The 12,064-nt window shown below is 67.8% G+C and carries 9 protein-coding genes; 2 read left to right on the plus strand and 7 right to left on the minus strand.

Translation table 11 applies throughout. The annotated features are described in order from the left end of the window. Window position 1: 1 nt before the first annotated feature. Window positions 2–4,186, plus strand: a complete 4,185-nt coding sequence (locus ACIA8C_RS14530; RefSeq protein ID WP_397134632.1) for a TIGR02680 family protein — start codon at window positions 2–4, stop codon at window positions 4,184–4,186. Between the two features lie 59 nt (window positions 4,187–4,245). Here ACIA8C_RS14530 and ACIA8C_RS14535 read toward each other — a convergent pair whose 3' ends face one another. From ACIA8C_RS14535 to ACIA8C_RS14545, 3 genes are all read right to left on the minus strand, one after another. Beyond that, a complete protein-coding gene (locus ACIA8C_RS14535; protein ID WP_397134633.1) occupies window positions 4,246–5,637 on the minus strand; it encodes a serine hydrolase domain-containing protein in 1,392 nt (463 codons plus the stop codon). 112 nt (window positions 5,638–5,749) lie between these two features. Further along, a complete protein-coding gene (locus tag ACIA8C_RS14540; protein ID WP_397134634.1) occupies window positions 5,750–6,763 on the minus strand; it encodes an alpha/beta hydrolase in 1,014 nt (337 codons plus the stop codon). A gap of 154 nt (window positions 6,764–6,917) precedes the next feature. Further along, window positions 6,918–7,793, minus strand: coding sequence for an ATP-grasp domain-containing protein (locus tag ACIA8C_RS14545; RefSeq protein ID WP_397134635.1), 876 nt, complete (start codon window positions 7,791–7,793; stop codon window positions 6,918–6,920). A gap of 184 nt (window positions 7,794–7,977) precedes the next feature. Here ACIA8C_RS14545 and ACIA8C_RS14550 point away from each other — a divergent pair, with 184 nt between their 5' ends. Then, a complete protein-coding gene (locus ACIA8C_RS14550; RefSeq protein ID WP_397134637.1) occupies window positions 7,978–8,847 on the plus strand; it encodes an NAD(P)-dependent oxidoreductase in 870 nt (289 codons plus the stop codon). A gap of 12 nt (window positions 8,848–8,859) precedes the next feature. Here ACIA8C_RS14550 and ACIA8C_RS14555 read toward each other — a convergent pair whose 3' ends face one another. The 4 genes from ACIA8C_RS14555 to ACIA8C_RS14570 all read right to left on the minus strand — a co-directional run bounded on the left by ACIA8C_RS14555 (window position 8,860) and on the right by ACIA8C_RS14570 (window position 11,948). After that, window positions 8,860–9,387: a M15 family metallopeptidase gene (locus ACIA8C_RS14555; protein ID WP_397134639.1), complete on the minus strand. Its 528-nt coding sequence runs from the start codon at window positions 9,385–9,387 to the stop codon at window positions 8,860–8,862. A 52-nt stretch (window positions 9,388–9,439) separates the two neighbouring features. Beyond that, window positions 9,440–9,712, minus strand: a complete 273-nt coding sequence (locus tag ACIA8C_RS14560) for a hypothetical protein (RefSeq protein ID WP_397134641.1) — start codon at window positions 9,710–9,712, stop codon at window positions 9,440–9,442. A gap of 533 nt (window positions 9,713–10,245) precedes the next feature. Further along, the gene (locus ACIA8C_RS14565) at window positions 10,246–10,713 is read right to left on the minus strand and encodes a hypothetical protein (RefSeq protein ID WP_397134643.1); all 468 of its coding nucleotides are present in this window, start codon (window positions 10,711–10,713) and stop codon (window positions 10,246–10,248) included. 362 nt (window positions 10,714–11,075) lie between these two features. Further along, window positions 11,076–11,948, minus strand: a complete 873-nt coding sequence (locus ACIA8C_RS14570) for a class I SAM-dependent methyltransferase (protein WP_397134645.1) — start codon at window positions 11,946–11,948, stop codon at window positions 11,076–11,078. Between the last annotated feature and the right edge of the window lie 116 nt (window positions 11,949–12,064).

Genomic DNA, 12,064 nt, shown 5'->3' on the forward strand with positions numbered 1-12,064 from the left:
GATGTCGCTCATTCACGGCGGAGTGCGGTTCATCCCGACCCGCGCCGGAATCGTCAACCTGTGGGACTACCGCGACCAGGAATTCTGCTTCGCCGACGGCAGATTGGTGCTGCGCGGCCCCAACGGGTCCGGCAAGACCAAGGCCCTGGAGGTGCTGTTCCCGTTCGTGCTGGACGGGCGGATCGAGCCGCGCAGGCTCAACCCGTTCGCCGGTGAAGAGCGCACCATGAAGTCGAACCTGCTGTACCGCAAGCAGGAATCGGCCTACTCCTATGTCTGGATGGAGTTCGCGCGCGGCGACTGGGACGACGCGGAGGCGGTGACCGTCGGCATCGGCATGCGCGCCACCCGCTCCTCGGACAAGGTGACGCGCTGGTACTTCGTCGCGGACGGCCGGGTCGGCATCGATTTCTCGCTGATCGGGCCGGACGACCGGCCGTTCACCCGCAAGCAGCTGGCCGAGCAGATCGGCACCGACGCCATCGTCGATCGTCCGGTGGAATATCGAAACGCCATCGACGCCAGGATGTTCGGGCTCGGCACCCAGCGCTACGACCAGCTGATCAACCTGATCCTCACGCTGCGCCGCCCGCAGCTGGCGAAAAACCTTGATCCGCGCGGTCTTTCGCAGGCACTCACCGACGGCCTGCGTCCCCTCGACGAACAGCTGATCCTGGACGCGGCCCGCTCGTTCAGCGACATGGAGGAGGTCGGCCGCACCCTGGAGGGTCTGGTGCACGCCGACAGCGCCACCAGGGCCTTCGTCGATGTCTACCGCAAATACCTTGCGGTGCAGGCAAAGACAGACGTCGACCAGCTGCGCACCCGGCTCGACGCGGTCACTCACGCGAGCACCGCGCTGTTCGCCGCGACCGCGCTGCGCGAACGCCGCGAGGGTGAACGCGCCGCCGCGGAGGCACGCGCCGAGGACGCCGACCGCGCCTACGAGCACGCGCTCGGCGACCGGGAGAACCTGCAGCGTTCCAGCGCCTACGAGGGCAAGCAGCAGCTCGACGACCTCGCCGACGCGGTGCGTCGCCTGGAGACCTCGGCGGGCGTGCACGGCGACAAGGCGCTCAAGGCGCGGCAGACCCTCGATCAGCGGGCGCAGGAGGCCGAACGCGCGCGCACCGCGGTCCGCACCGCCGCCGCGGCACTGGCTCGCGGCGAGGACGAATTACGTTCCGCCGCGGAAGAAGCCGGGATCGACTGGACGGCGCTTTCGGAGGGGGCGCGCGCCGACCAGCTCACCGCGACGGTGCGCGCGCATGCCGAGGAACGCGACGCCGACGTGCGCGCGGTCCGGCAGGCGATGGGCGTCATGGAGACCGCGTCCGCCGAACGAACAAGGGCCGAGCGGCTCGCCGAACGCGCACGCGAGTTGAGCGAGGCGGCGGCCGCCGAGGTCGCGCACGCCGAGGCGGCGGTTGTGCTGGCCCGCACCGAGGCGGCCAGCGCGCTGCGCGGTTGGTGGGACGAGCACCGAGAGGTGTACTCCCCCATCGGTAACGGGCTGTTCGAGGCGCTGGACACCGCGCTCGCCCAGGCTGGTTCGGAGGAAGCGACAGTCGCGGAGGTGCTCGCCGAACGCACCGAGGCGCTGATCGATGAGATCCGCAACGACCGCCAGGAAGCGCGTGGCCGCGCGGCGACGGCGGGCGAGCAGATCGCCGAGCTGACCGCCGAACGCGACCGGGTCGCCGCGCAAAGTGACGACGCGCCACCGGCTTTCGCCGCCCGCGCCCGCGACGCCGACGACCGCGCCGGTGCCCCGCTGTGGCGCCTGGTCCGCTTCGCCGACGACGTGCAGCCACCGGCCGCCGCCGGTATCGAGGCCGCGCTGCACGCCGCCGACCTGCTCGACGGCTGGATCTGCGCCACGCCGCCCGCGAAGTACGACTCGGATCAGTTCCTCGTCCCGCTGCCGGAGAAGGAACGGCCGAAGGGCCGCACGCTCGCCGATGTCCTTGTCGTCGAGGAGGATTCGGACGAGCTCACGGTGCCGTGTCAGGCGGTCGCCGACGTGCTCGCCTCGATCGCCCTGCACGAGGGCAAGGGCGACCCGGCAGCCGGTCTCGCCGTCAGCACGGCGGGCGGTTTCCGTCAGGGCGTGCAGGTCGGCAGGCATTACAAGGCCGACGCCGAGTTCATCGGCGCCACCGCCCGTGCCCGCCGCCGCGAGCTCCGGCTGACCGAACTCGCCGCGGCACTCGAGGCGGCAGGCGAGGCCAAGCGCGGGGCACAGGATCAGGAAGCCGAAGCCACTGCCGAACTCGCGCGAATCTCGGCCGCCGCCAAGGCATTGCCGCGCGCCACCGCGGTCACCACCGCCCTGCGGGCGGTCTCGGAGACGGCGGGCATGATGCGGTTTCGGTCCGAGGCCGTCACCCAGGCCGAGCGCGACCTCGACCAGGCCGTCGCCGACAGCACGGCGGTCGAGAAGAAGCTGCGCGTGGCCGCGACCAAGCACCGGACCCCGCGCGATCCGCGCGAACTCGACGCATTGGCCGCCGCCATCCGGCATTTCGAGAACACCGGCACCGGCCTGCTCCGGTTGCGCACCGAACACGAGCGGGAGCGCGAACGCGAACGCGAGGGCACCGACCGGCACGACGAGGCCAAGGATCTGGCCGAGGCGTTCGCCGAGGAGGCCGAGGCGGCCAAGTCCGGCTATCAGGAGCAGCTGCGCAAGCTCGAAACCCTGCGCGAGGCACTGGGTGCCGGTGCCGCCGACATCGATCAGGAACTGGAGAAGGCGCGCGCCAAGATCGAGGCGACCAAGGCCGAGCAGAAGGCCGCGCGCAAGGCCGCCAACGAGGCCATCGAGGCGATCGGCGACGCCGAGGCCGCCTACCGGACCGCGCACGAATCACTGGGCACCGCACTGACCGAGGTACTCGCCGACGTGAAAGCGCTTGCCCCGTATGCCCGGCCGGACCTGCTCCGGCTGCTCGGCGCGTCAGCCGAGGGCCGCTGGCCGAGCAGCGAGGCCGCCTGGTCGACGCCCGAGCAGCTCCTGTACCGGATCTCCCAGGCTGGGCCGGAGGTGGAGCCGCAGGTGCTGCCGGAGGAGGTCGCCGAGCTCTTCGAAAGCCTCACCACGGCAACGTCTTCGGTACGCGCGAGCGAGGCGACCCGCAAGTCGACCCGCAGCGCGGTCACGGCGGCGCTGCAGGAGTTCGACGCCGCGCTGTCCGGGTCCGGCCGAGACTACCGCTTGCAGTGGGACGCCGCCGACGGGCTGACCGTGGTGCAGGTGCAAGACGACGACGGTATGTCGGCGCTCGCCGACTTCGCGGCCCGCATCGACGGCGCGCGCAAGGACCAGGAGCTGCTGCTCACCGACGCCGAGCGCCGCATCCTGGAGGACGCGCTGCTGACCGGGCTCGCCCAGCAGATCTACGAACGCACCAGCGACGCACGCGATCTCATCGCCAGGATGGGCGCGGAGATGAAGCAGCGCCGGATGTCCTCCGGCAACACCATCGGCGTGCACTGGGTGCTCGCCGACACGCTCTCCGATTCGGCGCGGGCCATGTGCAAGCTGCTCGACCGCGACGCCTCGGCGCTCGGCGCGGACGAACTCGCCACCATCCGCGCGCATTTCGCGTCCGAGATCCGCGCGGCCCGCGCCGCGCACCCGGAGCGCTCCTACCCCGAAATCCTCGCGGCCACCCTGGATTACCGCACCTGGCGGGTGTTCTCGTTCACCCTCATCTCCGCCGACGGCAGCGAGGACAAGCTCACCGTGGCCAGGCACAGCGCGCTCTCCGGTGGCGAGCAGTCGGTCTCGCTGCACCTGCCGCTTTTCGCCGCCGCGCACGTCATGCTGGACTCCGCCGACCCGCAGGCGCCGCGCCTGCTCGCGCTGGACGAGGCGTTCGCCGGTGTCGACGACAACGGCCGCAGCGAATTGCTCGGCCTCAGCGTCCAATTCGACCTCGACCTGTTCATGACCGGCTACGACCTCTGGATCACCTATGCCCACGTCCCCGGCTGCGCACACTACGACCTGGCGCACGCCGCCGCCGAAAACACCGTCAGCGCAACCCTGCTGGTCTGGGACAGCGGCGACCTGCTCGCCGAACACGACGGCACCGACCTCACCGCCGCCCTCGGCTCCCCCAACCGCCGCCGCGTACACACCACCATCGAAGGCGGCATCGAACTCACACCGACCGGCTAGCCGAACGCACTCCAGCTCAGCTAGCTCCCCACGTCACCTAACTTTCTTCCGTTGCACGGTTACCGAGGTCCGTGTTCGAGGCCGAGGAGGGCGGTGACGATCTGGGCGGTGGAGTCGAGCATGGCGGAGAAGACGTCCTGGGGGACGAGTTTTCCGTTGCACCACAGGACATTACAGTTCGAGGGGGCGTAGGGGCCGACGCCGAGCAAGATTTGGGCGGTGTGTTCGGGGTCTACCCAGAAGGCCAGGTCGTCGAGGTTGCCGATGATGGGGCCGAAGTTGTCGCCGTAGTGGTAGGGGTCGTCGATCGGCTCGCCGGGGACGTCGGTGATGGCGGCGACGACGCGGCGCACGAATTCCTTGTTGTCGGGGTTGGATTCGGCCGCCAGGGAGGTCTGGACGTTGTTGGTGTCGATGCCGCCGGGGACGCCGAGCCGGACGATCACCATGTCGCGGCTGGGGATCACGACGTTGAACTGGCCGAGTGCGCCGACGAAGGCGTAGAGGTCGCGGGGTGCGCCGGGGAACATCGGGTGGTCGAAGACCTTGGCCGTCGGCACGGTCGCGGTCTTGTAGGAATCACCGGCGTTGAGCCAGAACAGGAATCCGTAGCCGCCGTTGGCGCCGGTGGGCTGGCGTGCCTGCCGGATATAGTCGGGATCGATGAGTTGGTTGTCGCCCCAGCGCCCTTCGTGCAGCAGGAGCAGGCCGAGCCGAGCCAGGTCGTCGGCGCGCATGGCGAGACCGCCGTTGACGGCGGTGTTTCCGCTGCGGTCGCGCAGCCAGACCCACTGGTCGCGCGCGATGCCCAACGGCTGCATCACCTCTCGCTGGACGAAGTCCTGAAAGTCCATCCCGGTGGTAATTTCCACGATCTTCGGCAGTAGCGCCAGCACGGCCTGCGCGTACTGGAAGGTGCTGCCCGGCTCGAAGACTTGCGGGGTCTCGAGTGTCTGCAGCACCTCGTCGGTGGCGATGCCCGCGATATCGGCGGCCCAGGAAAAGCGCAGTCCGGTCGTCTGATTCAGCACCTGACGCACGGTGAGCGCGGCATGCGCGGCATCGGCCTGCGGGAAGAATTTGCCGAGCGGATCGTCAAGACCGAAGTAGCCGAGGGCGATCGCGCGGCCAACCGCGACCGACGCGACCCCCTTCGACGCGCTGGCCAGCGGCGCAGGCAGGTTGCCCGTACCGGTGCGATCCCCGACCAGGCAGCCATGCCGATACACCTGAATGGCGTACGCGCCCTTAGCCGTTCCGAAGTTGATCGCGTCGGTCAACGCGGCCGGATCGATCCCGGCGGCCGCCGGATCGACGCGTTGAACCGCTTGCCCCGCACCAGGTTCGGCACACGCGGTGCCGGATTCCGCGAAAGCGCTCGGCCACACCAGTGAATAGCTGACCACGGCGGCGGCTCCGAGCCCACCAGCCAACGCTCGACGAAAGTTCATCCTCGACCCATTTCTATTGACGTTGCAGCCGCACACCGTTTGACATCCGCGCGCGTGTGAGCGCGGCGATTCGGGGTGCGGGAAATCAGAAGGCTGCCATCTGGACCAGGCGCTAGCTCAGTGCGGCGGCGAGGGGGTTGCGGTCGACGCTGAAGTAAGTCTTGTCGGCGGGCAGCCGCCAGTCGGGGCCGACGAAGTAGTCCTTGGCGACCTCGTCGCCGAACGCCTGATAGCGCAGCCACGCCAGCGCGGTGCCTGCGGACAGATAGTTGTCCAGCCCGTCGACCGGCGAGAAGTGGCTCACCCCACGGGCATTGGCGATCCACGCGGGCGCCTGGAAGGACAGGTTGTACTGCCACCAGCGCACCCAGGCGAAGTCTGGCACCACCCAATCGTTGTAGCCGGTGAGGAACAGCGTCGGCAGCGATACCAGCGCGCCCACCGCGAGCGGGCCCGGCTCGATCGCCAGCACACCGCGCACCCGCATTGCCGGATCGATCATCGACGCGATGCCGGGGAGCGCCGTTCCGGCTTGCAGGGCCGCCTGTCCGCCGCCGGAATGACCACCGAAGAGCGTGCGGCTCAGGTCGATCTTGTTGTACAGCGGGGAATTCGGATCACGGTTGGCGACGACCGCGGTGGCGACACCGAGGGTCGGCACATAGAGCAGCGAATTGAAGAACTCGTACGGGATCACTACCACGAAGCCGTTGCTTGCCCATTGTCGCGCGAGCGCGTCGTACATCCCCGGATTGGCGTCGAACCCCGAGGTGAAAACCATCAGTGGCGCATCGGGGAGTTCGGCGATATTGGCCGGATAGTAGGTATTCACCCCGACCGGCGACTCGAGGCCGTTGGGAAAGGCCTGGGTGCAGGTCATATCGTCACGGTTGCCCAGCATGTGCACGACGATGTGCTGGAACATTCCCCACACCGATTCCTGACAGGGATTCGTGCGCACCGTGGTCGCGACGGGATAGGGACCGGGCTTGTTGAACACGCTCTGCGCGGTGGCTCCGGGCTCCGGTTGGTCCGCGATAGCGGAGGGCGCCACCGCGGCCAGCACCGCGACCGTCGCTGCCACAACCGCGATCCCCGCACGCATTCGAGCGGCGTACCTCATCATTGAGGGCTCCCTCATCCATCCGGCGGCGTCGCCGGACCTACTTGATTCGATAGTGAGACCATTCAGTCTCGCTTTGCGTCAGAGTACGCGGGAGTGGGCTACGACACAACGGGTTCGAGCGACGGTCGACCTGGCTCGAACAGCGAACGAGGCGCTATGAATCGATCAGCAGTGCAACGAACTCATCTCGGCTGCTCGACCGGTGCAGATCACTGACCTGGGCGTCGCCGACCTCGACGACTCGCCACACCCCATCGGTGCGCAGGGCTACATCGGTAGTGATGAACCGACAGCCAAGCCGTCGCACGGCGGCGGCGATCTGCTCGAGGCCCGGAGCCAGCCCACGGTCGAAGGGGCTGTCGGGATGAGGTGTCAGCAGTCGGGGTTCGCCATCGAACCACCAAACCCGCACTTCCGCCGCGACCGACTCGCGCCTCGCGAACGTCTCGAAGGCGCGGACGACGATGCCACCCGCCAGATAGTCCTCCTGCAACTCCACAAACCGCCGGACAATCCGGGTCAACCCTGCGGATTCGGTGAGGTCGGGAATGAAGCACGCCTGGTGCCATTCGTCCTTGCGAGACTTGACGTAGTCCTTCACGATTCCGGGACCGGGCGGCAGCGGCTGGACCAGCTCGGTCAACTCGTCGGCCGCCACCACTTCTCCCGGCCGGGTCGGACGCCAGACGCTGGCCGGAGTGACCTCGGCGAAGGTTGGATACCAGCCCGGCAGTTCGTGCGCGGCCCGATACCGTCCCGGGTCGACGATCAGCGCGGCGCCGCGCCGACTCAGCGCCGCGGCCAACTCCGCATAGCGAGCACTAGGCATCATCCAGCCCCGATACCAAGCGCTCTGCAGACCGCTGGGTACTCGAGCGACCGCCGCATCCGCGTCACCCCGCAGCAGCAGGTCGTGGTCGATCAGCGCGACCTCGCCACCGCGGGCACGGACCTCTTGCGCTTCCAGCGCGAAATGCTCGTCCACCCGCCGCGGATTCAACGGATCGCAGCAGTACAGGACAGGCGGCATTGCCGAAACGCTACGGATCAATCGGATACCCCGGCAACTGATTTCGCGTTCTCAGTTCGCGATGGTCAAAGCCCGGCCCACGATCCAGCGCCAGGTCAGCGCGGTCGCGGTAGACGCGGCGTAGCGGCCAGGTCGCGCTCTGCGGTCTGTCAGCTCGTACACCCGAGCTCGGTAGGGTGCCGGGATGGCAAAGATCGGTTTTCTCGGGGTGGGCCGGATGGGATCGGGGATGGCGGCGCGGATGCTGGCCGCCGGGCATGAGGTGGCCGTGTTCAATCGGTCGCCGGACAAAGCCGCGGCACTGATTTCGGCCGGGGCCGTGCCGGCGGCGACACCGCGCGCGGCGGCGGATCAGGCCGACGCGATCATCTCGATGGTGGCCGACGACGCCGCCTCACGCGCGGTCTGGCTCGGCGAAGACGGCGCCTTGGCCGGCGACTTCGCGGCCGGTGCGTTCGCCGTCGAATGCTCGACGATCTCCCGGCCGTGGGTGCTTGAGCTGGCGAAACAGGCTGGTGCGCAAGGTCTTCGGTATCTCGACGCCCCCGTGACCGGGCTGCCGGACGTCGCCGCGGCGGGCGAGTTGACGCTGTTCGTCGGGGCCGACCCTACCGATCTCGAAGCCGCCCGTCCGCTACTGAATCCGTTGTGCACCAACATTATTCGCTTCGGCGATGTCGGCGCGGGTACGGCATACAAGCTGTTGCAGAATCTGCACGGCTCGATCCAGATCGCCGCGACGGCGGAGGTGCTGCGGGTCGCGGAACTTGCCGGGCTCGAGCTGGCCACCGTCGTCGACACCCTGTCTCGCCTCAGCCCCACGGTGGCGCGCGTCGGGCGGATCATGCTCGACGGCGTGCACGACCGCGATATCGCGTTCACCGCCGAGCTGCGGCTGAAGGACACTCGCATCGGCGTCGAGCTGTCGGACAGCGTGGACGGTCCGGCCGCGCTGGGCCATGCCGCCTTCGACATCTTCAACCGGCTCGTCGAAGCCGGTTACGGCGACCTCAACGAGACCAAGGTCATCGATCTGCTGCGCGACCGAGGCTGACCTGAGGTTTTACTACCGGGTGCTCGCGTCCGGCCGGATCGGCGGGCAGACACCGCCGGGCGCGGTGGCCAACTCGAAATGCCACCACTCGTTGTCATACATCCGGCACAGTCCCCAGCGAGTTCCGTTGGCCTCCAGCCACTGCGCGCCCGCGATCGGCCCGACGTCGACCGCGCGGCCGGACACGTGCGTCGACTCCTCGGGCGGCAGCACCCACCGGCGCGCCACCTCCGGGCTGCCGTAGGTGGCCACGCCGTTGTCCCACAGCTGCTGCTGCTCGGCGGGCGTGCGATACCCGGAGGTTATCGACAACGGCACACCCTGCCGATGCGCCTCGTTCTCCGCCAGCGTGTAGGCCACCGCGAGCCCCGGCTCCAACCCCTCGGTCCCGGCGGCCGACCCCGTCGCCTCCCGCTGATCGATCAGGCTCCCCTGCCCCGCCGCCTGCGGCGCCAGCACACCCGTCACCACCAGCGCGGGCAGCACCGCTACCGGTAGACCGCGCACTAGTCGATTCCGCACACCACTCCGCAACACCATGTCGGCGATGGTAACGGCCGAGGTCGGCGACGGTCGAAGTCGCCGCCGACACTCACAGATCGAGTTCGATCCGGAGCTTCGATGACAAGCTCTCCATGGTCTCCGCACTGAGCTCGCCGAGCGGCCCGGACAGCCATGGCCGATAGGTGCTGGCGATCAGGTCCACCCTGCCCCACCCGGCCACCGGGTCCGCGCTGCCGAGCAGGACGGCGACCATGGACTGCGGGTCCAGGCGCTCGACGGGGGCGGTCAGCACCCGAACACGCTCGTCGGGCAGGCGATAGTCCGCCGAGACGACCCACGCGGTATGGCGTGCGCGGATCATTCTTACGGGAAGGCCGGTCGCGCTCGAACCGGTAAACCTTGCCCCGCCTCTTGCGCGCGGGCCGCGACGCGTCCCAGCGTCGGCGTCGCTGGTTGCCGCGTTTCAGCAACGTTCGATGCCGCCGCCTGGCGGACTGGGCGCGTTGACGAGGAGTCATAGTCGATAGGCATGGCACATGGTTACCCGAAATCCGTTGCGTGGCAAATGCTTCATCCACAAGGAACGGAGGTTATCCACAATCCATCCCAGTGCTGTGGATCACAGAGTGCGGGCGGTTGCTACCAGTCCGATTCGCGAAAATTGCGGTGGTTTCCCGAGTTTCACGACCGTACCGTTTTTCGGCAACGGCCCCCGCCACTGCCGCACCGCCCCGATCAGGCCGCGGACGACACCAGGGCTGACTCGAGGGGTGTTCGCCCGCAGACCGAGCGGGTTGTGCACAGGCGGCAAAAGTGTTCACATTCGCTCCCCAGTGATGTGAACAGGCACTACAACGGACAATTCGACTCGGACACCGGACAATTCGGGCCGAATCACTCGCGCAACGGGGTGACCAGCGTGAGGTAGTCCCGTTCGACCACCCGTGCGCGCACCGGCACCGGTCGGCGAATCGCTTCCGCCGCTTCACGATTGCGCCCGATCCGCTCGATGATCTCGCCGCCGTGGTCGCGGGCGTAAGCGATGGCGATCTTGATCTGGCCGGCGTGCAGGCTCGACTTGGCGCTCAGCACCTCGATGCGCCGCTCGACCGACCCTTCCAATTCCTGTAGGCGGGCAACGACTTCCCACACGTCGGGACCTGCGACAAGCGCGGCCCGCCGATCGTGCATCGGTCCACGGAAGACGATGCCGGGATGTTCTAGCTGGTCGACGCCCTCCTGGATGAGGCGGTCGAGCAATGCGGTAGAAGTAGTACCCTCGCGGGCGGCCCGTGCGGCCAACCGACTGCTGGCGGATTGTGAAAGACGCAGTGTTGTCGTGATGACGCTGGACGTACTCATTGCCCTCCTCGACCTTCAATGGCATCTGCGATGAACGGCACCCTTGGAATCAACGATGTACATCGCTAAGGGTGCCTCGCGAACCAGCGCCGTCACCCCGGCGATCGAGGTGACATTTGTGTGTCCGCACAAAAGCCTCCACGAAAATCGAACGACCAGCTCAGACCCCATACTCGCCGCCCACTATCCGTAATATCGTCGGGGCTTGCCGAATCCGGCGACGCTATTTTGCCGACGATATCGGCAGAATCCGGAAATTATCTGAAGCAGTAACTCGCCTTATCCGTGACCGGATCGCCGGTCGGCGAGCGATTCGAGCGCGTGCGACACCCAGCAATCTCTTTGTTAGCCAAACCATCAGGTCACTGGGGGTCTAGCTCTTCGTGCCGGAAGCGAATCACAGCCGACCACGTGTTGCGCAGCGGCTTACGCGGATCGGGCTGGGGCAAATACGTGAACGGGCGCAAAAACCACGGCGCCCGACCAAGCTTGCGCGCGTGCACCAGGATGTTCTCGCTCTCCATCGATTGCCAGCCGAGTTCGTCGAAGAAAGCGAGACCGTTGGGCGAGTCGAATTTCCGCGGCGCGTTCTCGAACATCGATCCGGCGCGCACCCGGTCCATCCGGAAACTGATATCGGCCATCCACCAAGCGATTTCGGGCCGGACCAACGCGCGAGCCAGGTCGGTGACCGTCGCCGTATCGAGGTAGAACAACAATCCCTCGGTGAGCACCAGCGCCTTGGTCGCCGGTGTGCCGGCCGGTCCGATCGCGCCGAGCGCCGCGTCGAGGAATTTGTCCCGCGCCGAGGGATCGGCGAGATCGACGGCGCGGCGAATCAATACACCGTGCGGGGTCTCCCCCGCCAGTGCGTTCTCCTTTTCCGCGAGAATCTCGGGCAGATCCGCCTCGACCCAGACGAAGTCGGCGGGCAGCGCGAGCCGGTACGGGCGGGTGTCCAGCCCCGCCGCCAGGTTCAGCACCCGATCGCAACCCTCGGCGATGGATTTCGCGATGAGGTCGTCGATGAGTTTGGTGCGGGTGACCACCGGCCAGCCGGAGCGCATGACGCGCGGCGCGTGCTCGACGATCGCGTGGCCCTGCGCACCGGCCAGCCGGTCGGCCAGCGGATCCTGAAACAACGCGTCGGGGCGCGCGGTCTCGCGCGCACGGTAGGCGGCCACCCATCGTGCGGTGTCCGACACATTCGAGATCGGTACCTGCCCTGCAACCATGCGGACCAGTCTGGCACGGCCCGACCACCGCCGATGCGACTGATCCGACCAACCATGTCGAGTGATCCGTCACGATTCGGAACACTTTCGCTCCACATCAGTAACAAGAGCTAGGG

The organism is Nocardia sp. NPDC051321, assembly GCF_044455225.1.
In the GTDB taxonomy this organism is placed as follows: domain Bacteria; phylum Actinomycetota; class Actinomycetes; order Mycobacteriales; family Mycobacteriaceae; genus Nocardia.